Origin of the sequence: Micromonospora sp. NPDC007271 (assembly GCF_040634005.1) — a bacterium.
Lineage (GTDB): Bacteria > Actinomycetota > Actinomycetes > Mycobacteriales > Micromonosporaceae > Micromonospora.
Genome location: NZ_JBEYER010000057.1, coordinates 1 through 24,363 on the forward strand (window position 1 = coordinate 1; position 24,363 = coordinate 24,363).

Annotated in this window: 15 protein-coding genes and 1 pseudogene; 9 read left to right on the top strand and 7 right to left on the bottom strand. The window is 69.1% G+C overall.

Features of this window, described 5'->3' with window-relative positions; all coding sequences use genetic code 11:
* Positions 1 to 51 precede the first annotated feature (51 nt).
* The gene (locus ABZ570_RS20690; protein WP_358065807.1) at positions 52 to 477 is read right to left on the bottom strand and encodes a hypothetical protein; all 426 of its coding nucleotides are present in this window, start codon (positions 475 to 477) and stop codon (positions 52 to 54) included.
* Positions 478 to 740: 263 nt separating this feature from the next.
* On the opposite strand from ABZ570_RS20690, the gene ABZ570_RS20695 reads away from it, so the two are divergent.
* From ABZ570_RS20695 to ABZ570_RS20720, 6 genes are all read left to right on the top strand, one after another.
* Positions 741 to 1,298, top strand: coding sequence for a maleylpyruvate isomerase N-terminal domain-containing protein (locus ABZ570_RS20695; RefSeq protein WP_358065810.1), 558 nt, complete (start codon positions 741 to 743; stop codon positions 1,296 to 1,298).
* Between the two features lie 230 nt (positions 1,299 to 1,528).
* On the top strand, positions 1,529 to 2,152 hold the full coding sequence (locus ABZ570_RS20700) for a hypothetical protein (RefSeq protein ID WP_358065813.1): 624 nt from the start codon (positions 1,529 to 1,531) through the stop codon (positions 2,150 to 2,152).
* Positions 2,149 to 4,659, top strand: coding sequence for a hypothetical protein (locus tag ABZ570_RS20705; protein ID WP_358065816.1), 2,511 nt, complete (start codon positions 2,149 to 2,151; stop codon positions 4,657 to 4,659). The genes ABZ570_RS20700 and ABZ570_RS20705 overlap by 4 nt, the downstream gene beginning before the upstream one ends.
* Before the next feature lie 46 nt (positions 4,660 to 4,705).
* A complete protein-coding gene (locus ABZ570_RS20710; RefSeq protein WP_358065819.1) occupies positions 4,706 to 5,281 on the top strand; it encodes a hypothetical protein in 576 nt (191 codons plus the stop codon).
* Between the two features lie 165 nt (positions 5,282 to 5,446).
* Positions 5,447 to 7,201, top strand: a complete 1,755-nt coding sequence (locus ABZ570_RS20715; RefSeq protein WP_358065822.1) for a DHA2 family efflux MFS transporter permease subunit — start codon at positions 5,447 to 5,449, stop codon at positions 7,199 to 7,201.
* A gap of 382 nt (positions 7,202 to 7,583) precedes the next feature.
* A complete protein-coding gene (locus ABZ570_RS20720) occupies positions 7,584 to 8,813 on the top strand; it encodes an SGNH/GDSL hydrolase family protein (protein WP_358065825.1) in 1,230 nt (409 codons plus the stop codon).
* Here the strand turns inward: ABZ570_RS20720 and ABZ570_RS20725 are convergent.
* From ABZ570_RS20725 to tnpA, 5 genes and pseudogenes are all read right to left on the bottom strand, one after another.
* Entirely contained in the window at positions 8,759 to 10,249 is a 1,491-nt protein-coding gene (locus ABZ570_RS20725; protein ID WP_358065828.1) for a PQQ-binding-like beta-propeller repeat protein, read from the bottom strand. The two genes, ABZ570_RS20720 and ABZ570_RS20725, sit on opposite strands and share 55 nt — an antisense overlap.
* Before the next feature lie 212 nt (positions 10,250 to 10,461).
* Positions 10,462 to 11,259, bottom strand: a complete 798-nt coding sequence (locus ABZ570_RS20730) for an SAM-dependent methyltransferase (RefSeq protein ID WP_358065831.1) — start codon at positions 11,257 to 11,259, stop codon at positions 10,462 to 10,464.
* 225 nt (positions 11,260 to 11,484) lie between these two features.
* Positions 11,485 to 12,168, bottom strand: a complete 684-nt coding sequence (locus ABZ570_RS20735) for a HEAT repeat domain-containing protein (RefSeq protein ID WP_358065834.1) — start codon at positions 12,166 to 12,168, stop codon at positions 11,485 to 11,487.
* Between the two features lie 57 nt (positions 12,169 to 12,225).
* Complete coding sequence (locus ABZ570_RS20740; protein WP_358065837.1) at positions 12,226 to 13,443, bottom strand: RNA-guided endonuclease TnpB family protein; 1,218 nt, start codon at positions 13,441 to 13,443, stop codon at positions 12,226 to 12,228.
* Positions 13,444 to 13,842: pseudogene (tnpA, locus tag ABZ570_RS20745) on the bottom strand (IS200/IS605 family transposase).
* 233 nt (positions 13,843 to 14,075) lie between these two features.
* Between tnpA and ABZ570_RS20750 the strand changes: the two are divergent.
* From ABZ570_RS20750 to ABZ570_RS20760, 3 genes are all read left to right on the top strand, one after another.
* A complete protein-coding gene (locus ABZ570_RS20750; RefSeq protein WP_358065840.1) occupies positions 14,076 to 14,291 on the top strand; it encodes a hypothetical protein in 216 nt (71 codons plus the stop codon).
* Between the two features lie 397 nt (positions 14,292 to 14,688).
* A complete protein-coding gene (abc-f, locus tag ABZ570_RS20755) occupies positions 14,689 to 16,323 on the top strand; it encodes a ribosomal protection-like ABC-F family protein (protein WP_358065843.1) in 1,635 nt (544 codons plus the stop codon).
* A 79-nt stretch (positions 16,324 to 16,402) separates the two neighbouring features.
* Positions 16,403 to 18,046, top strand: coding sequence for an ABC-F family ATP-binding cassette domain-containing protein (locus tag ABZ570_RS20760; protein ID WP_358065846.1), 1,644 nt, complete (start codon positions 16,403 to 16,405; stop codon positions 18,044 to 18,046).
* Between the two features lie 276 nt (positions 18,047 to 18,322).
* Here ABZ570_RS20760 and ABZ570_RS20765 read toward each other — a convergent pair whose 3' ends face one another.
* Positions 18,323 to 24,334: a ThuA domain-containing protein gene (locus ABZ570_RS20765; protein WP_358065849.1), complete on the bottom strand. Its 6,012-nt coding sequence runs from the start codon at positions 24,332 to 24,334 to the stop codon at positions 18,323 to 18,325.
* Between the last annotated feature and the right edge of the window lie 29 nt (positions 24,335 to 24,363).

A 24,363-nucleotide genomic window follows, 5' to 3' on the forward strand; every position in this document is an offset into this window, starting at 1 on the left:
AAAACCCGAGGGCGACCAAGGGAATCCCCGTCCTTTAGGGCGGGGAGGATGTCAAACGGGTACCAGTGCAGTCTGGGACGTGTAGGGCTCGAAGACCTCGAGGTTCGTCATGGCCCCGATCTCGGGCGGGATGCGAACCAGATTTGTACCGTAGAGCACCAGATGCTTGACGGCGGTCAGCTGCGCGATCGTCGGCGGTAGCGTGACAATCTGCCGCCGCTCGGGAGCGCTCAGCTCCACGAATGGCTTGAATACCGTCCGCCCATCCGCGGCCGCCTCGTCGATCAGCGCAAGCAGATGCTGCCAGCCCGCCGCCTCGGTGTCCTGCCGGTCCCCGTGGAAGGAGACGGTCGCAGGCCGGGTCGCCGCCGAATAGCCGACGCACCGGCAATGATCGCGGGCAGGCCCGCCCGGGCCAGGCCCGACCGCATCCGCAATACGGTTCGGAAACAGCTGCGGTGTGATCTCGTCTGCCACGCGCCGAGCCTATCGAGATTCCTCGACCTGCTGCACACGCTCATCAACAGAGTCGCTCGTCGTCATCGTCACGGTCTGGAGGCCAGGTCCGCGGCGAGGAAATAGTTGGGATGCCGGTCGAGGTTCTTGCGGGCGCGGTAGCGGTCGACCACCACGGACCGGCGGCGGGAGGCGGCCGAGGGCTGGAAGCCGGCGTACGTCCTGCAGCCAGCGCACGTACCGCTCGATGTCTGCGCGCCTGCCCGGCTGCCACAATCCGGGGCGTGGATGCTGATGATCTGGAGCGGGCCGTACGGCTGATGAGCGAGGCTCTCAGGCCGCTGGTGGCCCACGACTGGTCCGCCGTCGCGGGCACCCTCGACTGGAGCTGCCGGGAGACACTCGCCCACATCGGCCATGACCTGCTCGCCTACGCGGCTCAACTGGCCGGCCGGGCACAGGACGCATACCTGCCACTGGATTTGGTGATCCGCGACGACGCCGCAGTGCCGGCGGTGCTGATGGTCGTAGAAGCATGCGGCGGACTCCTCGCCGCGGCGCTGCGAGCCGCAGGGCCGGATACCCGAGCGTGGCACTTCGGGCCGTGCGACGTCAGCGGCTTTGCAGCGCTTGGCGTCGCCGAGATTTTGATCCACACCTACGACATCACCCAGGGCCTGAAAGCGAAGTGGTGGCCGCCCGCGGAGCTGAGTGCGGCGGTTCTGGCTCGGCTGGCTCCGGACGCTCAGACGGAGCGGCGGCATCCCACGGGTGTTCTGCTACGGCACACCGGGCGGTTCGGCGATGTGGGCCCGTGGCGGTGGCGCATCAGGCCGGAGTAGCCAGACCGGCGCCGGCCTTGAGGTTCTTGGCAGCAGCGGGCGTTTCGGCCAGTTCGCGACGTCGATGTCCGCGTTCGCGATGGAGTGGCCGAGTTGTTCGGAGGCGACCTTGATGTCGACGCCGGCGTCGAGGAGGCTCGCGGCGTAGGTCGTGGTGCCGGATCGGGGGCAGCTCGGGTTTGCGGCTGATCTTGTGGAAGTGCTGGGTGACCAGGGCAGCAGGCGGCGGAGTGCTGGCGCTGCCCGACGGTCCGCGATCGCACGACACCTTTGTCGCGTCCGGGACCCGTCCCGGTCAGTCGACGTGGCCAAAGTTCTCCTGGCACCCAACTGAACGGCTGTACCCGGAGCGTGAGCATCCGACTACCTTCGAGACCCACCCTCGAGGAGGTGCCGGTATGCCGCAGCTGCGCCGTCACGTGCTCGTCGCGATCATCGGTGCCGTCCTCGCGGCAGCCCTGGGCGTCGGGGTGTGGCTGCTGTGGCCGGCCACCGCGGCACCGCCGGCCCCGACGAACGCAGTGGTGGTCCGCAAGCCGGCCGACCCCGGTGAGCAGGCGCGCATCGCCGCCGTCGCCGAGCTCGCCGAACGTCTGCCTGCGGCGGTGGCGCGCGGCGATACGAGCGTCTGGTCCGCCGCGACCCGGGAACGGTTCGCGGATCTGTCCGCAACGCTGCCAACGGGTAGCACGGTCACGGTCGACCGCGCGACGTGGCGGCGGACCGGGGCGGTTGCATCTGTGGAGGTCACCGTGGCCGGCGGGGATCAGGCTCCTCGCCGGTACACGCTGGTGGTCGTCCATGAGGACGGCACCTGGCGGGTGTCCGGGACGTTCCGGTTGGAGCAGCCGTGAGCCGCCCGGCCGCGGCATCCGCGGCGCTCCTGCTCGTCGCCGCGTTGGCCGCGCCGCCGGCGGCACATGCGGCAGCGGACGCGGCCCCGCCGAGAGAGTGCGGCACGGCGCGCCTGGCGGATCCGGAGCGGGGCAGAGACGGGTCGATACCGGGGCTGCGTCCGCACGCCGACGGCCGGTTCACCCCGGTGCTGCTCGTCCACGGCTGGAACGGCAGCCCGGAGACGTGGTCGCAGCCGATCACCTACTCCACCCTGCCGAACAAGCCGTCGGTCAACCACAGTCTGCTCGGCAACCTGCAGGGGCTCGCCGGCGCCGCCGTCTACACCCTGGACTACCACGACGTGGCTCACCGCTGGTTCGCGCTTCCCGGCGCAGGGGGTGAACTGTTCGTGGAGGCGGAGAACTGCCTGGCCGGGCAGGAGGCGTTCCAGGGCCACAAGACCATCGTGATTGCCCACTCGATGGGCGGCCTGGTCACCCGTTGGGCGGTCAGCGACGCGGCACCGGACGGCGCCCAGCGGCGGGGCCGGATCGGGCTCGTCGTGACGCTCGGCACGCCCTACGAAGGGTCCTGGCTCGCCGAGCTGGGCACCAGCCTGCTCGACACGGCGACGGACATCGGGGCTCTGCGGGACAAGCGGGTCGCCGCGCTGCTCGAGGTGATCCATCTGTTGCTGGTGCAGTGCGAGGGCGTGGATCTGCCGGGTTGCCGGGAGTTGACAAAGCTGGCCGACCAGCTGGCCACGGTCCGCGCCTTCGTTCCCGGCAGCCCCGAGCTGGCCGCCCTGAGCGGCTGGCCGGCCGGCATGCGAGTGCACACGCTGACATCGCGGACGGTGCTGGAGGATGCCGCCGGCGGGCTCTTCGCGCTACGGTCCCCCGGCGAGCTCGATCTGGGCGACGTGGTCGTCGGCACCGACTCGGCAACGGCGGGCGACTTTCCCGAGCGGATCGGCGAGTGTCGGCTCACGATGTCGCTACTGCGCAACTGGGTGAACGACCGCCTCGTCGACACCGGCCGGCTTGCGAAGATCGACGCGCCGTCGCACATGTTCCTCGGGCTGTTCGCCGACTGCTTCCACGTCAACGAGGCGCGCATCATTCAGCTCACCAACGAGGCACTCGGCATTGTCGCCGACGAACTGGCCGCACAGGGCCCGCTGTACGCGTACCGCGCCGTCGGCGAGCTCGGCATTGTGCGAATGGACCGGGTCGCGCACCGCGTACGCGGCACTTTCGTCGACGCCCAGTTCACCGACGATGGCCGTTACCTCGCGGCGGTGGAGAGGGCCGGGCGGCCGAACGCGCGTGTCGTCACGATCTCCGTTGCCGATGGTCACCGCGCTGACCTGCCCTGCGGCGGCTGCACTTCGGTAGCGCCTGCCGGGCAGGACCGCGTCGCCTGGCTGGACCGCGCCGGAAAGCTCGTGCAGGCCAACGCTGCCGGCGGTCCCGGGTCAGCGCCGGTCGCGCTGCGCCTGCCGAAGACGGCCGAGTTCACCGAGCACCAGCGGCAGGGCATCACCGCGTCGACGGTGCGCATCCACGCCGGCGTCCATGGCCGGTTCCTGGTCAGCCGCCAGTACCACGAGGCGACCGACACCACGGAAACCTTCCTCGTCGACGCGGACGGCTCCGCTGAGGCGCTCGACGACAACGGCTTCGTGGGTGCCACGGCGGTCACCCCCGGGGGCACCAAACTGGCATACGCGCGTGGCTACCAGTACGAGGCCGCGTCAGCCGACATCGACGTGGCGGTCGTCGATCCAGACAAGGCCACGCGGACGGTCGTGGACTCCCAGCAACTCGCCGCCGGGATCTACCACGCCGGGTACGGCCCGGCCGGTGAGGTGGTCGCGGTCCACGACCTGTGGTGGGGCTACGACGGCAAGCTCTACGCCACGATCGGGTCGCAGAGCTTCCTGCCGTGGACGCAGGACATGGAGACGGTAATACCGAAGAGCCTGTGGCGGCTCGACGGCCAGCGCTGGGTGAGCGTGGACGCCGGCCCGCTCCTCGCCGTCCGCCAGCTCACCCGCTCCACGAAGGCCGTCGTGACTGCGGACGGCACCCTCTACACCGAGACGGACGGCCGGGGCGTGAAGGTTGCCACCAAGGTTGAGGCGATCCTCGTGCCGCCACGGGCCGGTGATCCCCAAGCCGCACCGAGCGGGAAAAAGCTCACTAGACCGAAGGAGCCGTGCCTGTCCAAGGCCGACTTCAACCGGACCGCGAGCCGGCTCGGCAGTGGCATCTTCGAGGGCTCGAAGGTGACGGTCACCGCCGACCGGGCGGGCGTCACCTGCCAGGGCGGCTGGGCGGGCGCGTGGACGACCATCGCATACGGCAGCACAGGCGTCGGACGCGAAAGCTATGTGATCCTGCGGTACGGCAACGGTAGATGGAGCTGGGGCGTCGACACCTACTGGCAGCAGCTCGGTGAGCCGACCGAGATGTGCCAGCAGATCCCGCCGAAACTCAAACCGACGGTGCACTGCCCCTGACGCAGTCACCTTCCTCGTTCATGATCGAATGAGACAGGAGAGACCCATGGCGCACGATGTCGAAAGCCAAGGGACGAAGACGTCGGTGAGCACGGGCGGTCGTAAGCCTCGGGCCTTACGTATCGCTCTGGCGCTCGCGCTGGTCGGGTCGGGCATCGCGGCCGGCATCGGCGGCACAGTAGCCGCACGGCACTTGACTCAACAGTCCATTAGCGAGATCGCTGTCGGTACGTGGACGTGCAACAGATCCGGAGGCACGGACAGCGACAGGCCCATCAGGGCCAAAGTCTTCGTCGGCAGCGACAGCTGGGCCCTGGTAGAACTCGGCGACAACCAGACCAGCCCGGGGGGACGCGAGTTCCCTGTTGGCATGCGGGAGGGCGGAACCTGGCGGTTGACAAACGGCAGGCTGGAGGTTCACTCGTCGGGAGCGAACTTCACCATCGAAGAGCTACCGAAGGATCTGAGTAGCAACAGGGCCCTGGTCGCCAAGGAAGCCTTCCCCTTCACGAGAAGCGGCGACGGCGAACGGCGTGACAGTTCCGTGTCCTACAACGATGGAACCCTGACCCTGCACTGGGAGGAATACACTTTCCACTGCAGCAAGGACAGGGCCGAATGATTGCCGCTCTTCATCGCCATCGAGCGTCGTTTGAGGCCCGCGACGCGGGCCACGGACCAGTGCTGCTTGCGGACAGCGTGCCAGCAGGACTGGGCGTAACACCCGAATCGGTTAAATGCTCATCAAGATGCATATAACGCTACACGTATCGGTACTCTCCTGGCTATGACCGAGCCAAGCCGGACCGGCGCCGGGTCGCCACATGCAGGAGCCGACCCGAAATGGTGGACCCTCACGGCGGTCTGCGTGGGCACGTTCATGCTGTTGATCGACCTGACGATCGTGAACGTGGCGCTGCCCGACATCCAGGCGTCGCTGCGAGCGTCCTTCTCCGACGTACAGTGGGTCGTCGACGCGTACGCGCTCACCCTGGCCGCTCTCCTGCTGACCGCGGGGTCGCTGGCGGACCTTTACGGCCGCCGCCGCATCTACCTGGTCGGCCTGGTCGTCTTCACCGCCGCGTCCGCGCTCTGCGGCATCGCGCAGTCCCCGCTCATGCTCGAACTGTCCCGTGGCCTGCAGGGCATCGGTGGGGCCATCATGTTCTCCGTCTCACTGGCCCTGCTGGCCAACGCGTTCCGTGGTGCCGAGCGCGGCGTGGCCTTCGGCGTCTGGGGCGCCCTGGCCGGGCTCGCCGCGGCCGTCGGTCCCATCATCGGCGGCGCGCTGGTGTCGGGCCTGTCGTGGCGGTGGATCTTCTTCGTCAACGTGCCCGTGGGTGTCGTCGCGCTGGTCCTGACCATGCTGAGGGTTGTCGAGTCGCGCGACGAGCAGGCCAAGCGGCCGGACTGGCCGGGCTTTGTGATCTTCTCCGGGGCACTGGCCGCCTTGATCTACGCCCTGATCGAAGCGGGACGCAGTAGTTTCACGGCGAGGGTTGTCATCGCATGCTTCGCCGCGGCCGCTGTGCTGCTCATCGCCTTCCTGCTGGTCGAGATCCGCAGTACGCACCCGATGTTCGAGCTACGGCTGTTCCGGGTGCCCACCTTCGTCGGTGGCGACATCGCCGCGTTCGGCCTTTCCTTCAGCATCTTCGCCATGCTGCTCTACGTGGTCCTCTACCTGCAGAACGTGCTCGGTTACAGTGCGCTGCAGACCGGCGTGCGGCTGCTCGTCCTCTCCGGCGGCGTCCTGGTCGCCAGCGCGGTGGCGGGGTGGCTGAGCAAGAAGGTGCCGATCCGCACCATCGTCGGCCCAGGGCTGGTGCTGGTCGGCGTCGGGCTGCTGCTCATGCGCGGCCTGACCGCAGCCTCGTCGTGGACACACCTGATCCCGGGGCTGATCTTGGCCGGCGTGGGCGTCGGGTTCGTCAACCCACCGCTGGCCTCCACCGCGGTCGGGGTCGTGGAGCCGCGGCGATCCGGGATGGCCTCGGGCATCAACCTGACGTTCCGGCAGGTCGGGCTTGCCACCGGCGTCGGACTGTTGGGCACCCTGTTCGCCAACCGGCTGACCACCGTGGTGCAGACCCAGACCGCTGGAACGCCGTTGGCCGGGCACAGCGCCGACATCGCGGCGGCCCTGCGCAACGGCAGCGTGAGCCGACTGTTCGCCACCGTCCCGCCACAGCAGCGCGGCCTGCTCGTCGAAATCGCGCGCGGCAGTTTTGCCAGCGCCCTGAACGAGATCCTGTTACTCGCGGCGATCGTCACCATCGTCGCCGGGGTGCTGTCCTTCGTCCTGATCCGCTCCAAGGACTTCGTTTCACCCCCCACAGGGGTGATCCGCCGGCTATGGATGACGGCACCCATTGTCGGGCCGGTGAGACCGGAGAACTCAAGGCCACCTGGTAGCCGGGAAGGTCGCGCCCGCCACTTCTTGTCCGGTCAGCCGCGGAGGTACCGCTCGAACACCATCCGCTGCTCGCGGACGTACTCCGTATCCTTCAGGTACTGGAGATGGTGCCCTGCGGCGAGGTGACCGGCGAACGCCTCGTTGCCGGCAGCGGCCTGAGCGCGCATGAAGTCGACGACTGCGGTCAGCCGCGCGGCAACGGCGTCGATCAAGTCGCCGCGCCCACCGACGAGGATCCGGCTGCGGCCACTTGTCGGCACGCGAGAACCGCTCATCGTCCAGTAGGAGCCGTTCACCTCAATTGCAAGACCAGATGGCTGTGCGTTATCACTCGAGCACTTAGCGTGGCCCATGCGTTGGCAACAGACTAACGACCGGCGATCCCGGCGCCTGACTGCCGAACGCACGGTCCCAGCTCGACCGGTCGCCTCGGGGACCCTTTCTGCCCGGCCAAATGCCGTCACGTAGAACAACACTGAGGGAGTCATTCCTGATGAAGCAGCCACGCATGCCCATAGTCACCACCGGGCTTGCCATCGCCAGCGGCCTGGCAACGGTCGCCGCCCTCGTCGGACCAGTCGCCGCCGAGCCGAACTCCGACGCCTCCACACAGGCAACTTCGGTCACCACCGACCAGGTCGTGACCTGGGGCGCCAGCGCGGACCGTGTCGGCGGGTCGTTCACCGACCAGACAGTCCGCAACATCATCCATACCAGCATCGGTGGCAGCAACCTGCGCATCTCATTGTCGAACGCGTTCGGTGACCGCATCGTGACCTTCGACTCCGTCTACGTTGGCGTGCAAAGCGAGGGCGCCGGGGTCGTACCGGGCACCAACCGGCAAGTCACCTTCGCCGGCAGCAAGACGGTGACTGTTCCGAACGGCGCCGAGGTCCTCAGCGACCCGCTGCCAGGCGACGTGCCGGCCGACACCAATCTCACGGTCAGCATCCACGTCAAGGGCGCCAGCGGCAGCCTGACAGGGCACAACCTGGCCATGCAGACCAACTTCATCTCCGGGGCCGGTGATCACGCCGCGGACACCGACGGCACGGCCTTCACCCAGCAAGCGACGCGCTGGTACTGGGTCGATGCGCTGGTCGTCGACACCCGGCAGCAGGTCGACACCGTGGCCACGCTCGGCGACTCCATCACCGACGGCTACGGGTCCACCCGCGACGCCAACCACCGGTGGCCGGACTACCTCGCCCGCCGCATCGCGGAACAGCCCCCGGCGCACCAGTTCGGCATAATGAACGAAGGCATCTCCGGCAACAGGGTTCTCACCGACGGCGCCGGAGTGAACGTCCAGGCCAGATTCGACCGAGACGTGCTGTCCCAGCCCGACGTGCGCACCATCATCCTCATGGAGGGCATCAACGACATCGGCGGCGGTGTCGCGACATCAGCCGACCAGCTGATCTCGGCCTACCGGATCCTGATCGCCCGCGCCCACACCAACCACACCTGCATCCTCGGTGCCACGCTGACCCCGTTCGAGGGCGCCGGCTACTACAGCCCCGCCAAGGAGGTCATCCGCGAGCAGGTCAACACCTGGATCCGGACCAGCGGCGAGTTCGACGGGGTCATCGACTTCGACCAGGTCACCCGCGACCCCGCGAACCCCAAGCGGTTCCTACCGGCCTACGACGTCGGCGACCACCTGCACCCCAGCGACGCCGGCTACCAGGCGATGGCCAACGCCGTCAACCTCAGCCAGCTCGAGTGCAACCGGTAGCAGCACCAGTCCTCCAACTCGGGCAGCTCTTCGCACCCAGCCCAGCGCTGAGGGACGACCATTGCAGGGCCCGCGCCAGTCGGCGCGGGCCCTGCAAGCGGGCCCCGGCGCCTGACTGCCATGCCCCCGCAATCGCACAGCGACCCGCGCGGTCGCCCTCCGACGGGTTTAGCGGCCCGTGGCGACGAGGAGCACCGGGCGGGCGTCCCGCGGAAGGGACCAAGCTGCGTTACGGTCGGTGAAGTCGAAGTTCGACCGGTCGACGACAACGTATCCGCCGCTTGCGTAGACATGGAACGAATCGTGTGCGCCGGGGGCAGTACAACGCTGGAGATCAGATTTCCGGACCGCGGATCCAGCCGGAGAAGCTGATCAGTACGCGTGATCGCGTACACACCGTGCTCGTCTGCGGCGAGGTCGACGATCTCCTCCGCCGAAGGCCACTGCCAAAGTTGCCTGCCATCGTGGACGGATACGGCACGAATCGCGCGCCTACCGTCGTCAACTCGTACGACGGCCTGTTCGACCAGGACCGATGGCCAGCCGACATCGGATACGGCAACGACTTGTCCGTCCCCGTCGAGCAGCCAGGAACCGCCGTCGTCGCTGATGACGAAGCCAGCGCATTCGGACAGAGCCACCCGGCAGCCCACACGCCAGATCACGATCCACGAATCCTGGGACGCCGTCGTATCCGCGTCCGGACGCCAGGTGCCGACCACCCGCCCCGTCCCGGCGTCGTAGAGATGGATGCTCTTGGGCTGATCGCAGGCCACCACCACGGCGAAGACCCTCTTGCCAGTCCACTGCACTCCCGTGCAACCGGGCAGCTCGACGCGCCACAGTGATTGCCCGGTCGCCGGATGGAATGCCTCGACACTTCGCTCACCCGCGCTGACAATAACCGGCTCCGCCTGCGCATTCTCAGCGGTGAACAGCCCGAGAAGAGAGTCCCCGTAGAGCGTGGCAACGCCGGTAGGTCCGCCAATCCAGTGGTCCCCACCCAGATGCTTCTCGACCATGCGGCGCCAGGCAACCCGACCCGTCCGGGCGTCAATGCCGATCAGGCTTCCCGTGGACCACTTGACCGCGATGACCGGCGGCTGCTGGCCATACGCCGATGCCACCACCACTCCGGTGACCGTCGCCGGGAACCGGTGAAACGACCAGAGTGGCTTCGTCCCGGCCGGTGCCGTCAGCGGCTCGGCCCAGACGTCGTGCTCGCTGGCGAAGACCCGCAGCCGCCCATCGACGATCAAGGGAGCGGCCGACAGTTCGGCCACGACACCGGGAGACGCGGCGTCCAGTGAAGGATAGGGACCGGACGCCACGCTGATCCACTCACCGGGCCGCACCCACCGGTAGACGCCTACTCCGGCTGCAACCACGAGCGCTGCTACCAAGACCAGCGGCAAGACGATCTTCCACCAGCGCACCAGGCCTCCCACCACGCGCAAGTGCCGGACACCCTACCGCTGCCGATGGTGCTCTGGCGGACCAAGGCGCCAGCTGCAAAGCCACCGCTGGGAAGCCCTGGGCCGAAGGCGCCGAGCTTGGGGTCGCCCCTCCCGCCGAGGCCGAGCGGCTGCCCGTTCGGCATCCGGCAGGCGACCATTTGGGAGGGGAAGAGCCAGCCGTGCCGCAATGATCAGGGCTTGCGGGCTACTGCACCGTACGCGTCGATGCCCTTGGCGTTGGCGTCGTCCGGACGCCACAGCGGAATGGGAACCAGGCCGGGCTCCACCATCGTGAGCCCCGCAAAGCAGGTGGCGAGGTCCTTCGGGCTGCGCAGGATGTACGGGACGCCGCCGTTCTCGGTCAGCCGCTCGGCGCCGTCGACCACGGCTGGGCTGGTGTCAGTGCCGTCCCACAGCACCAGGTGGCTGCCGGACGTGGTTGCGTTCATCGTCCGCTGGACGATCGAGCGCACGATGTCCAGGTCGGGTTCGTAGCCCATCACGCCCATGAACATCACGGCGATGGGCTGGTCGAAGTCCAGCGTTTGCGCCGCCTCCGCGAGAATCTTCTCCGGGTCGTGGTAGTCGGCGGGCACGTACGTGGTGACGCCTTCAGCGGTCGTGCTGGTCAGCAGGGCCCGGGCGTGCACGAGGACCATCGGATCGTTGTCCACGTAGACGATCCGCGACTCGGGCGCGACCTCCTGGGCGACCGCGTGAGTGTTCTGCATGGTGGGCAGGCCGGTGCCGATGTCCAGGAACTGCCGGATGCCGGCCTCGGCTGCCAGGAAACGCACGGCCCGCACCAGGAACCGGCGGGACTGCTGCGCCATGACGACAATCTCCGGGTAGACCTCGGCGACCGCGTCACCGGCCGCCCGGTCGGCCTGAAAGTTGTCCTTGCCGCCCATCCAGTAGTTCCAGATCCGCGCCGCGTGCGGCACATCGGACTGGATCTCCGCGGCGAGTTCGGCATTCGGGCCAGCCATGCCAGGCTCCTATCGAGGGGATCGTCGAACTGTGGGCCACCTCTGCGGCACGAGGGGCATCGTACCCGGCAGCGTCCACTGTCGACGTCCCCCGACGAGGGCGGTCGCGGTGCCAGCGCGACCGGGCGAAACCAATGGAGAGCCCGACGCGGTGGTCGCGATATCCAAGCAGGCACCGCGCTCGAAACGGACGTCCGGGCCATCCCACCTACCGCACGAACGCGGTCACGCCGGCCCATCGTTCTGTTCCCGCAGCCAATGGGCGGCGACCTCACGGACGTCTGCGGCGGGGTCGTTGAGCGCCTCGCGCACCACGTTCCCATACCGCTGGGAGTCCTTGCGCCACCACAGCAGGGACAAGATTGCCAGCCGCCGCACGGTGACGTCCGGATCCTGGCTGACGATCTGCGCGAGTACCGGCAGGGCTCGTCGGGCGACGGCGGCACCGAGACGTCGCTCGCCGAGAACGCAGACCGCATGCCGGCGGATGACGACGTGCGGCGAGGCCAGCCCCCGGATCGCATCGTCTACCTCGTCGACGGTGACGTCGCAGTACCCCCGCCCGGGCTGGAGTTCCTGGGCCAGCGCCGTCGCGTACGCCGGCCGGCGCTCGATGACGTCCTGCAGCGGCCGGTAGTCCAGCCGCGGTGCGGTGACCGCCTGGTTGCGGAAGCTGGTGTACGGAGCGGCGACCGCACCGACCACGACCTCCCGCGGAAGACGATCGATCTGGGCGAGCACAAGGTCCAGCCGGCCCAGCCGCGACAGCGCACGAGCCACCCACGACTGGTCCGGCCCCGAGGAGCGGGTCAGCGCCGCGTGCAGCGCCTGCACGACGTCGTCGTCGGGTCGGCCGATGTCAGCCAGCAGTTTGGCGGCCTTCCACGCCTGGCCCTTGACAGCCAGCACGGGGTTGACTTCCTTTCCACGCCTGAAGGGCGGGGGATTCCCGTGGCTGGGGCGTATTCACGCCGCGAGCCTTGCGGGTGGTTGGCGCTTCACGGACCGCCCTACGGCGAGGTCTCCACGCCCGGTTACCGCCAGCCCGGCGGCGAGGATGTTCTTGGCCGCGTTCACGTCAGCGTGGTCCTCATGCCCGCAGGCCACGCACCGGAAGACCGCTTGGCTCTCGCGGGATTCCGGGGCGATGTGCTTGCAGGCGTGGCAGGTTTGCGACGTGTACGCGGGGTTGACCTTCTCGATCTTGGCTCCGTGGTAGCGGGCGGCATGCTCCAGCTTGCGCAGGAACCCACCCCAGCCCTTGGACAGGATGGCCCGATTCAGGGCAGCCTTCTGACGCACGTTACGGCCGGGCTGCTCAAGCGTGCCCTTCGCGCTGGCAGTCATGTTCTTGATCCGCAGACCCTCGACGACGACCATGCCGTGCTCGCGGACCAGGCGCACGGCGGTCTGCGCGGCGAAGTCAGCCCTCCGGTGCCGGATACGGGCGTTGAGCCGGCCGAGTTGCGCGCGGGTAGCGTCGCGGCGCTTCGACCCGCGGTTGCGGCCATGGACCCGTAGTGACCGCGACAGGCGTTGCTGTAGCCGCTTGAGCCTGGCCGCCTCGCCCGGGGTGACGAAGTTCTGGTCATCCAGGCCGCCGTCAGATGTCGCGATCGCCACGGCCACACCCCGATCCACACCAATCGGCGGCTTACCGTTCGGGGCCACCTCGGCCACGCCGTCCTCGACACAGAACGAGATGTACCAGCGCCCACCGTCACGGCAGACCGTGGCGTTACGGACAGCGCCACCCAACGGCCGGGTCCACCGGAACCTGACCGGCCCGAACTTCGGCAGCCGCACCTCACCCCACCGCCGGTTCAACCGACGCACCGCAATCTGCTTCGCGTCCGGAAACCGGAACGACGGCGCAGTGCGCGTCTTGGACCGCCACCGCACCTTCCACGTCCCATGCGTCTTACACGCCCGCTCCAGATCCTGCAGGGTCTGCTGCAGCACGTGCGACGGAGCATCGGCCAGCCACGCGCAAACCGGGTCCTTCTTCGCCTCCGCCACCTGCCGGGCCTGCTCGTTGTAGCCCATGAACGAGCCGCGGCGACGGTACTCACGACGCTGCTCCAACCCCGTGTTCCACACCGCCCGACAGATCGCCCCCACCGTCCCGGCGTAGACAGCCTGCTCCGGTGTAAAGGCGAGCAGATAGCGGCGACCGGTCAGCACTCAACGGCCCTTCTGCTGCTCGACATACTCCTTCACCGCCGCCAACGGAGCGCCGCCAGTGGTCGCCACGAAATACGAGTTCGTCCACAACGTCGGCAGCCGCGACCGCAGCGACGGAAACTCCTCACGCAACACCCGAGACGTCCGTCCCTTGATCGCCTTGACGAGCTTGTGAACGCCGAACTGCGGGTCCACCTCGACCAGCAGATGCACCTGGTCGGGCATGACCTCCAACGCCACCAGCCACGCCCCCTTCTCCTCCACCACCTCGCCGATGAGCTGCCTCAACCGCTCCTCGATCCGGCCGCCGAGCACCCGTCGCCGGTACTTCGGGCACCACACGACATGGAAAGCGCACTAAAACACAACGTTGCTGTTCGACCGCAAGGCAACGAACACCCGCGCAATACACAGCACCGAGCTATCTACTGTCCGTCCGACATTGACACGCTAACCCCACAGCTAAAGCCGGGGTCTACGCGCTACGCATTTCGATCAAGCAGATCGACCGCGACCAGTGGCACAACCACCCCTGGGACGCCGCGCCGCTCGGCAGACACCTGACCATCCTCGAGGGCGAGCCGGCCAGGGATCTGGTCTCAAAGCTTGCGCAGTTGCCCGAGGGCGACCGGATGCGCTGCTTCTTGCCCCGGTACGCGATGCGCGCCTGGGACCAGGAGGGCGACCTCACCGATGTCGCACTGTGTTTCCGCTGCCGCTGGATCAGCTACCGCCAGCGGGGCAAGGAGGTCAGCTTCGGCTTCGACGCCTACGCGACGGCCAGCAAGGCCCTCCTTGGCGCGCTGCGCGAGCACGACGACTCGGCGCATGGCGCGCATTCATCGTAGGAATGACGAGCGCGTCGAACATGAGGAGAATCTGCCCCGCTGGGTCCAGGGCGGCGTGATGATCTTCTTGTCGACCGGCGGCATGGAACTCCTGGAGGCCCCCTGGACCGGGGCGTCGCACACCTGCGCAGGCGGCTGGCCGAGATCCTGACCGGGTGGCCGGTCATGTCTCCGGTCCACGGTTCCCCTGCTGTTAGACTGGTACGACGTTGATCGTTTGTTGAGGAGACCAGACATGGTGGTGGACGACGACATCTCCGGGTGATACCCGGACCGACAGGCCACCGGCCGGTGCGTGGAAGCGCCGCCGACGTGGCCTCGCTGTCGTCCCCTCTTTCCCTTGTCTTCTGCCGGGGCAGAAGTGTCTTTCCTGCCCCCTCCTCACGAGGTTGCCTCCATGTCCGATGCCTGCATCGTCTGCTCGAACCTGTCCTTCTCCTGGCCCGACGACACTCCCGTCTTCCAGGACCTGTCCTTCACGGTCGGCTCCGGCCGTACCGGCCTCGTCGCGCCGAACGGCACGGGCAAGAGCACGCTGCTCAAGCTCATTGCCGGTGAACTGCGGCCCGGCACGGGGTCGGTCTCCGTGGCGGGCACCCTCGGCTATCTCCCGCAGAGCCTGCCCCTGGCCGGTGACCTGACGGTCGCCGAGGTGCTGGGCGTCGCCGCGATCATCCAGGCCATCGACGCCGTGGAGTCCGGGGACGTCGACGAGAAACATTTCACCACCATCGGCGACGACTGGGACATCGAGGAACGCACCCGGGCCGAGCTCGACCGCCTGGGCCTGGGCGACCTCACCCTGGATCGCAGCCTGAGCACCCTCAGCGGCGGCCAGGTCATCTCCCTCGGTCTCGCCGCCCAGTTGCTGAAGCGGCCCGACGTGCTGCTGCTGGACGAGCCCACCAACAACCTCGACCTCGAGGCGCGGCACAAGCTCTACGACGTGCTGGAGGACTTCACCGGCTGTCTGCTCCTGGTCAGCCACGACCGCGCGCTGCTCGACCGGATGGAACGCATCGCCGAACTCGACCGCAGCGAAGTGCGGTTCTACGGCGGCAACTTCACGGAGTACGAGGAGGCCGTGCGGGCCGAGCAGGAGGTCGCCGAGAAGAACGTCCGCAACGCCGAGCAGGAGCTGAAGCGGGAGAAGCGGGAGATGCAGCAGGCCCGCGAGCGCGCCGACCGCCGGCAGAGCAACGCCGCCCGCAACCTGAAGAACGCCGGTCTGCCCCGTATCGTCGCCGGCGCCATGAAGCGGGGCGCGCAGGAGTCCGCGGGCCGGGCGGGCCAGATGCACGCCGGCCGGGTCAGCGAGGCGAAGGCCCGGCTGGACGAGGCCGGGCGTGCGCTGCGCGAGGAGCAGCGCATCACGCTGGACCTGCCGGACACCAAGGTGCCCGCCGGACGCAACCTGGTCCTCGGCGAGCGGCTGCGCGTCCGTCTCGGCGACAAGGAGGTGTTCGCCGGCCAGGGCGTCAACCTGACCGTGCGGGGCCCGGAGCGCATCGCGCTGGCCGGTCCCAACGGCGCCGGCAAGAGCACGCTGCTGCGTCTGCTCAGCGGCGACCTGACACCGGAGAGCGGCGAGATCAAGCGGGCGGACGGCCGCATCGCCTACCTCTCGCAGCGCCTCGACCTGCTGGATCCGGACCGTACGGTCGCCGAGAACCTCGCCGACTACGCCCCGGACCGGCCGGAGGCCGAGCGGATGAACCTGCTCGCCCGCTTCCTCTTCCGGGGGGCTCGCGCCCATCTGCCTGTCGGGGTGCTCTCCGGAGGCGAGCGGCTGCGCGCCACCCTGGCCTGTGTGCTGTGCGCGGAACCAGCTCCGCACCTGCTGCTGCTGGACGAGCCGACGAACAACCTCGACCTGGTCAGCGCGGGCCAGTTGGAGAGTGCCCTGAACTCCTACCAGGGGGCGTTCGTGGTGGTCAGCCACGACGAGCGGTTTCTGCGCGAGATCGGCGTGAACCGGTGGCTGCGGCTGGCCGACGGCGTGCTGAAGGAGACGGGGGCGCCCGAGGTGTGAGCCGCCGGCGTGTCGACCTGGCCCGTGTCCGAGGCATGTCGCCCCGCGGGCCCAACACCGATCACGTTGGACGGATTCCATGCCTCAGCCCGCTCTGCTCGCCCACGACCTCGTTCACACCCTCGGCGACCGACGGGTGCTCGACGGTGTCTCCCTGACCGCCTCGCCCGGGCACCGCATCGGGCTGATCGGGGAGAACGGCGTCGGCAAGTCGACCCTGCTGCGCCTGCTGGCCGGGATGGACGAGCCCGACGGCGGCAGCGTCACCCGCCCGCCCGACCTGGGTTTTCTTCAGCAGGAGATGCCGTACGACGCCGATGCGACGATCGCCGACGTGCTCGACGGCGCCCTGCGCGAGGCCAGGGAGGACCTCGCCGAGCTGGAACGGCTCACCGAGCAGCTCGCGCGGACCGCGCAGGACGCGCCCGCGTACGGCGGCCTGCTCGACGCGTACGGCGTCCGGCTCGAACAGGCCCAGGAACGGGAGGCCTGGGACGCCGACCGGCGTGCGGCGCTCGTGGTCGACGGCCTCGGCCTTGGCGCCGTCGGACGTGACCGGGCGCTCGGGTCGCTGTCCGGCGGGCAGCGCGGCCGGCTCGCGCTGGCCGCGCTGCTGGTCCGGCGGCCCTCCGCGCTGCTGCTGGACGAACCGACCAACCATCTCGACGACGGTGCCGCGGCCTTCGTCGAGGAGCAGGTGCGCAGCCTGCCCGGGGTCGTCGTGGTGGCCAGCCACGACCGGGCTTTCCTGGACGCCGTGTGCACGGATCTGATCGACCTCGATCCCGCGCTGGACGGGCCGGTCCGCTACGGCGGCAACTACAGCGCCTACCTGGCCGAGAAACGTGCCGAGCGGGAGCGCTGGGAGCGACGCTGGGCCGAGGAACAGGAGGAACTGGGGGCGCTGCGGGTCTCCGCCGGGGTCACCGCGCACCGCGTCGCACCGGACCGGGGGCCGCGCGACAACGAGAAGATGGGCTACGGCCATCGCGCTGGCCGGGTGCAGAGTCAGATCTCCCGGCGGGTGCGCAACGCCACCCGCCGTCTGGAGGAGCTGGAGCGTTTCCAGGTCGGCGAGCCGCCGAGGCCGCTGCGGTTCGAGAGTACGGCGCTCGCCGCACCGGCGGCGGAGGCCGACGGTCCGCTGGTGTCGCTGGCTGACGTACGGGTGCCGGGCCGGCTCGCACCGGTGAGCGTGGACGTGTCGGCGACCGACCGTCTGCTGATCACCGGTGGGAACGGGGCCGGGAAGTCGACTCTGCTGGCCGTGCTCGCCGGGCGGCTCGCACCCGAGGGCGAGGTGCGGCGGCGGCGTGGACTGACCGTGGGACTGCTCGCCCAGGACACCGTCTTCGACCAGCCGGACCGGTCCGTCCGCGACACCTACCAGCTGGCGCTGGGTGCCGAGCGGGCCGAGGCGGTGCCGCTGAGCTCACTGGGTCTGCTGCACGAGGCGGACCTGGACAAGCCGGTCGGCCGGCTCTCGGTCGGGCAGCGCCGGCGGCTCGCGTTGGCGCTGCTGGTGGCGCGACCGCCGCAGTTGCTGCTGCTCGACGAACCCACCAATCACCTGTCGCCGCGTCTGTGTGACGAACTGGAGGCGGCGCTGGGTAGCGGCCCCGGCGCGATCGTGCTGGCCAGCCACGACCGCTGGCTGCGGGAACGCTGGCAGGGCCGGGAGATCCGGCTCGGCTCCGACCAGGCGCGACAGGTAACGCCGTGATCATCGAGGTACACGGCGAGCGTGTTCTCCACCGCGGTCGTTGAGTCGAACCGGTGCTGGCCACCGTCGGGTGGGGCCGGCCACGTGCCAGAGGAACTCGACGTCCACGGTGGTCGATGTGAACCGGAACCGCCAGTCGACGGTCACCGGTTCGTCGCCGAGCGGGATCCTGGTGAGGGTCAGGTCCGAGCCGTCCGCAGACCGAGTGCCGGAGCACGCGTGATGTGCTCCGGCACCGGTTGGGAGCCGGCCGGCACGGGCTCCCCGACTATCGGGTCACAGCTTCGCCTTGAGGTAGCCGGCTACCGCGAGCAGCTGCGTGCGGGCTGACTCGTCGGTGGCGGTCCTGGCCGCCGCCGCGAACCGGTCCAGAGCAGCCTCGGCCTGCTCCGGTCGGCTTGCCGCCGCCGTGCGCTTGGCCGCCTCGAGCTGGCCGAACAGGCGGTCGGCGAGCTCGTCGCTGAGCAGACCCGCCGCCTGGTACCGCCGCACCAGCGCCTGGGCGTTGTCGTAGGTGGCGACGATCTCGAAGGCGATCTTCACCTCCTTGACGTTGCCGGCCAGATCGGTCGCGACCACGGTCAACTCGTGGCCGCCCGCCGTGGGCTCGACGCCCGCACCGCTCTCGATCGCCACGGCGTCCAAGCGGAGGGCAACGGAGTCGACGCCGGACGCGGCGTCCCGTGCCGTGGCGGCGACCGGCAGCGACTTGCCGAGGTCGTACTTGCCGCCGTCCGCTACACCGTCGACGGTCACGACCGGAGCCGTGGTGTCGACGGGCAGGGACGCCGCTTTCAGCGCGGAGACGTTGCCGGCCTCGTCGATCGCCCGGAACCGCAGCTCCCGCCGGCCGTCCTCGGTGACCTGGATCGGCTCGCGGTACTGCGTCCAGTCGCCGTCGCCCTCGACGAACTCGATCCGGACCGGGCCGCCACGGTCATCCTTCGCGGAGGCGGTGACCGTCGGTGGCGAGGTGTACCAGCCGTGCTGCCCGTTCGGCTTCGCCGGATCGATCGACACGGTCAGGCTCGGCGCCGTGGTGTCGAGAATCCGGAAGTGGTCGAACGCGACGGTGACCGGCTGCGCCTGCTCCGGACCCAACGCCATCAGGCCGAACGAGGTCATCACGGCGTCGTTGGTGACCGGCTGGCCGAGCGAGGTCCAGTTGACCCCGCCGTCGCTGATCTGGGCCGAGTAGGTGTTCCCACTGCGGCTCAGCCGCAGGTGGTACCAGCCGCTCTCGGACGAGTCGGCGATGTCGATCGACCGGTTGCCGCCGTTGCCGAACTGCGCGTTGCGTTCCGAGACGAGCTCGGCGCGCAGGTTGGTCGGCGTTCCGGCGTTGTTGTTCGCCACGACGTCGAACTTCACGTAGTTGTCGTCGTTGTTGTAGACCAGGAAGCCGGCCAGCTGCCACTTGTGCAGCATCGACGGGGTCAGCCTGGTCTCGATCGTCCAGTCGCCGGCCGCGACGTCCGCGGGGATCTTCTGCAGGATGAAGTTCCGCGGCGAGTCGTTGTTGGTGCCGTTGATGTCGCCCGGCTGGGTCTCGATGCGCAGCGCACCGCCGCTCACCGCAGCCTTGGTCGGGTCGTACCGCACCACCGAGTTCCACCGGCAGCCGTCGAGCGTGCTGCCGTCGAACTCGTCGCTGGGTGCGCGGACCCCGTCGTCCGTGCCGTCCGGCGTGATGGTGAAGTGGTCGAACACCGCGTTGACCCGTGCCGCCCCGGTGTCGCCAGCGGCCATGGGGCCGACGGTCGCGTTCGGGATGACGGTGGCGGAGCCGGCGAGCGCCGTCCAGCTCTGACCGTCGGCGGAGTACGCCGCGGTCAGCTTCTGACCGTCGTTGACCAGTCGCAGGTGCGCGGTGGCCGGGAAGTTCGCCGGCAGACCGACGTTGGCGTGCCAGGTCCGCGTCCCGCCGGCCTCGGTCTGGAACTCCAGGATCCGACCGCCGGACGAGGAGCGGGTGAAGGCCAGTTTGACGTAGTCGTTGTCGGTGCCGTGCATGAGCAGACCGGCGTGCTGCCATTCGCGGTCGTGCGGGATGGTCACCTTCGTGGTGATCGTCCACGGTCCGACCTTGGCGCGTTGGCCGGCGTAGCTGATCGGTCCGGTGTTCGCCTCGTTGATGTCGCCGTTGGTGACCGGCAGCACCAGCCCGCCGTTGGTGACCCGCACCGGCAGGTTCGGGGCGTTGCGCACGGTGGTCCACCGGTTGGTGTTCAGCGTGTCACCGTCGAAGGTGTCCGAGCCGCGGATCGCGCAGCCCGGAGCGGTCTCCGGCGGTGCCGGGTGGATGGCCTTGTCGACCAGGGTGAAGCCGGTGAACTTCACCTCGCTGGTGGCCGACGCGTTGTGCGCGGTGACCGCGAGGCCGATGTCCTGCGGGCTGGCCGCGCCGGGCAGCGTCACCGGGTCGCCGACCAGGGTGAACGACTTCCCGTCCTTGCTCCAGTACCCGTAGTACTTCCCGCCGTCGCGCACGATCCGCACCCAGGACGGGTAGCTCGTGTTGCTGGCGCCGGTGCTGGCGTCGAGCTGGCCGTTGCCGTCGGTGTCGCGCAGCCACTCGAAGCCGAGGCCCGCCCGCATCGTCATCGCCGCGTACCCGGGCGACCTGCCGGGCTGGGTGGCGTCGTTCCGGACGATCAGGCCGGCCTTGGCGGAGTTGTTCGTGTTCGTCTGGCTCTCGATCTTCACCGTGGCGGTCCAGGTGTTGCCGGCCGCCGCCGGCAGATACACCGAGCCGTACTGGTCGGTGCCCTGCCACATGTTCTCGCCGCCGGCGTTGATGATCCAGGTGTCCTGGTCCGGCCGGTCGAACGCGGCGGTGGTGTTGCTGTAGGTCTGCCAGGCTCCGTAGAGGTCACCGACCTCGACCTGCACGACGCGGGACTTGGCGTGGTAGCCCTTGTCGTTGGTCGCGACCGCGGTCAGCTGGTAGCGCTTCTGGGTGGACGCGTTCCACTTCATCGCGTACGGCGCCGTGGTGTCGACGCCGATCGACGTGCCGTCGACGAAGAACTCGACCTTGGTGATCGTGTTCTCCGCGTCGCTCGCGGCCGCGGTCACCTGGATCTCGCCCGGCTCCAGCTCGTCGGTCGGCGTCGGGGAGGTCACCGCGACCTTCGGCTTGCTCGTCGGCGAGACGCCCTTGCCGTCGGCCTCGATGAAGTTCAGGCGCCGCTCACCGGCACCCGGGAACACCGCGTACAGGGTGAACGTCTCGCCGGGGTCGGCCACCTCGACCGGGACGTCCACGTAGCCGCCGCCGCTGGTCGCCGGCACCTGCGCGGTGCCCAGCAGTGCACCGTCCGGCGCGCCCCGCCGCAGCTCGATCCGGCCCGCACTGGCGGCCGACGCGCGCAGGATCAACCGGTCGACGTTGTGCAGGTTGACCGGGTCGTACGACGCCCAGGCGCCGTTCTGGCCGGCGATGGAGTTCCCGTGGCCCTCGACGTCCCGCGACGAGCCGACCGTCACGTTCGACGAGTTGTCGAAGAACTCCGCCTCCCGCTGCTTCGGGAACATCAGGGTGGTGTCCGAGCCGGTCAGGCTGGGGATGCCCCCCGCGCCGCCCGAGTCGGCGTAGCGGCCGTCGAGCGCGTAGAAGACATTCATGTCCTCGCCGTGCCCGCCGCCGAGGTCGGCGACCACCTTGCCGGTGCGCCCGTGCAACGGTTCGGCCGGGTGCGCGTGCTCGTCGTGGCCCATCGCCGGCTGGATCACCACGTCGGCGTCGTCGATCTGGGTGTCCTCGGCGTCGCTGACCGACAGGTCCCAGCTCACCTCGTCGCCGAAGTCGAAGAACGCGCCGTTGGGCGGCAGGTTGAACTTCACCTTCGGCCGGGTGTTGCCGACCGTGATCGGCACCGTCGCCGTCCCGGTCTTGCCGGCCGGATCGGTCACCGTGAGGCGGGCGTTGTAGACGCCGTTCGCGGTGTAGGTGAAGGTCGGCTTCGGCTCGGTGGAGTCGGCGGATCCGTCACCGGTGAAGTCCCACTCGTAGCGCAGCTGCTCGTTCTCCGGGTCGGTGCTGCCCGAGCCGTCGAAGCGGACCTGCAGCGGCGCCTGGCCGGAGTCGGGCGACGCGCTGATCTTCGCCGTCGGCGAGCGCGAGCCGGAGATGTAGTCGACCCGGTACAGCCCCGAGTTCGGGTTGTCGCGGCCGAAGCCGCCGCCCCAGTCCAGCACGTACATCGAGCCCTCAGGACCGAACTTGGAGTCGATCGGCGCGAGGAACTGCTGCTGCGGCAGGAACGGATTGACCTTCTCGACCCCGCCCTGCCCGTTCGGGATGATCGAGTACATCTTGTTCCGCGACCACTCGTAGAAGAACGGCTTGCCGTCGTAGGACGCGGGGAACTTGGTGTCCGACTGCAGGTTCGGGTCGTACTGGTAGAAGGGCCCGCCCATCGGCGCCAGGCCGCCACCCTGCGGGATTACCGACGGCACCGAGGAGCGCTTGTAGCCGTACCACATCTTGGCCGGCTTGGCGGCCGGCAGCTCGGTCAGGCCGGTGTTGCGCACCGAGTCGTTGATCGGGTGGGCGCAGTCGAAGGGCGCGCCGACCGTCACCGGATTCGTCCGGTAGTCCACGTCCCGGAATGGCTCGTTGTTGCCCATGCACAGCGGCCAGCCGTAGAAGCCGGGCTCGGTGATGAGGTTCCACTCGGCGATGCCGGCGGGTCCGCGGTCCGGGTTGTCGTTGCTGTTGTCCGGCGAGTAGTCCGCCAGCCCGATGGCCCCGGTCTTGGGGTCGATCGAGAACCGGAACGGGTTGCGGAAGCCCATCGCGTAGATTTCCGGCCGGGTCTTCGCTGTGCCCGGCGGGAACATGTTGCCCGCGGGGATGGAGTAGGTGCCGTCGGCCTCGGGGCGGATCCGCAGCAGCTTGCCGCGCAGGTCGTTGGTGTTGGCCGAGGTGGCCCGCGCGTCGTGGAACGTGCCGTCCCGTTCGGACAGCGGCGCGTAGCCGCCGGACGGCTCGGAGTGCGGGTTCACGTCGTCGCCGACGCTCAGGTAGAGGTTTCCGTCCGGACCGAACGCGAGGCCGCCGCCGGTGTGGCCGGGCTCGTCGGGCAGCCGCCGCGCCGGCACGTCGAGCAGGACCTTCTCGGTGGCGCGGTCGATCTGGGAGCCCGGCCCGACGGTGAGCCGGGACAGGCGGTTGACGAAGTTCGCCGGGTCGCTGTCGTTCGTGCTGGCCGGTGAGTAGTAGACGTAGAGGTGGCCGTTCTCGGCGAACTTCGGGTCGAGCGCGATGCCGAGCAGGCCGTCCTCACCACCGGAGTACACCGGGATCGTGATCGCGGTGGAGGTGGTCTTCGTCCGCGGGTCGTACACCCGGATCTGGCCGCGTACCAGCTCGGTGAAGAAGACCCGGCCGTCCGGTGCGACGTCCATGGCGAACGGTGCGCTGGTGTTCTGGTCCAGCGGGACCCGTTCGAACTGGTCCCACACCGTGCCGCCGCAGTCACCCTCGACCATGCCGGCCGCCCACTTCACACCACCCACGATGTGCTGCACCAGGGCCGGCTCGCCGGTGTAGTGCGCCCCGAAGTGGCCCATGCCGGTCATCCAGGCGCGGCCGCCGTCGTACGGCTTGCACCAGGAGATCGGGTGGTCGTAGCCCATCGCGTTGTTGCCCGGGTTGTACGTCGTCTCGTCCATCGTGGCGAGCACGTGCGCGTCGCCGCGGACGTTGAGCGCGTAGTTGTACCACTCGTCGGCGCGGTTCCACCGCTGCGGCAGGTGCTTGGTCGACGGGTGGGAGTGGTCCTCGACGCGGACGGTGCCCGGCAGGCCGGGGCTCGTGCCGGTGGCGGCGTGGCCGGGCATCAGCGTGCCGATCATGTTGTCCCACCACGCGTAGTTCCCGCGCATGTCGGTCGCGTTGTGGATGGCGACGATGCCGTGCCCGGCCTTCATGTAGCGCTCCATCGCCGCCTTCTGGTCGGCGGTCCACGGGTCGCCGGAGGCCTGGAACATCACCAGGGCGTCGAAGTGCGCGAGGTCCTCGTCGTTGAAGATCGACGAGTCCTCGGTGTGCTGCGAGGTGATGCCGGCGTCGGCGAAGGCGGCCTGCAGCACGGGTACGCCCTGCTCGATCGCCTCGGTGTGCCGGAACTGGGTGGTCTTGGTGAAGATCAGCACGTGGGCTTGGCCGTGGTCGCCCGGGTGTGCGGCCGCCGGCGCTGGGCTGATCATGGACAGCGCGAGCGCGCCGACGACGGGTATCGCGAGCAATCGTCCCCAGCGGGGACGCCAGGTCACGTTCATGAGATGCGGAACCTCTCTGGGACGCGAGG

Bases quoted from the DNA above. Each gene is read 5' to 3' on its own strand.
- ABZ570_RS20710 (WP_358065819.1), top strand. From the start codon at position 4,706: ATGGCGCACGATGTCGAAAGCCAAGGGACGAAGACGTCGGTGAGCACG.
- ABZ570_RS20715 (WP_358065822.1), top strand. From the start codon at position 5,447: ATGACCGAGCCAAGCCGGACCGGCGCCGGGTCGCCACATGCAGGAGCC.
- ABZ570_RS20720 (WP_358065825.1), top strand. From the start codon at position 7,584: ATGCCCATAGTCACCACCGGGCTTGCCATCGCCAGCGGCCTGGCAACG.
- ABZ570_RS20730 (WP_358065831.1), bottom strand. From the start codon at position 11,259: ATGGCTGGCCCGAATGCCGAACTCGCCGCGGAGATCCAGTCCGATGTG.
- ABZ570_RS20750 (WP_358065840.1), top strand. From the start codon at position 14,076: ATGCGCTGCTTCTTGCCCCGGTACGCGATGCGCGCCTGGGACCAGGAG.
- abc-f (WP_358065843.1), top strand. From the start codon at position 14,689: ATGTCCGATGCCTGCATCGTCTGCTCGAACCTGTCCTTCTCCTGGCCC.
- ABZ570_RS20760 (WP_358065846.1), top strand. From the start codon at position 16,403: ATGCCTCAGCCCGCTCTGCTCGCCCACGACCTCGTTCACACCCTCGGC.
- ABZ570_RS20765 (WP_358065849.1), bottom strand. From the start codon at position 24,334: ATGAACGTGACCTGGCGTCCCCGCTGGGGACGATTGCTCGCGATACCC.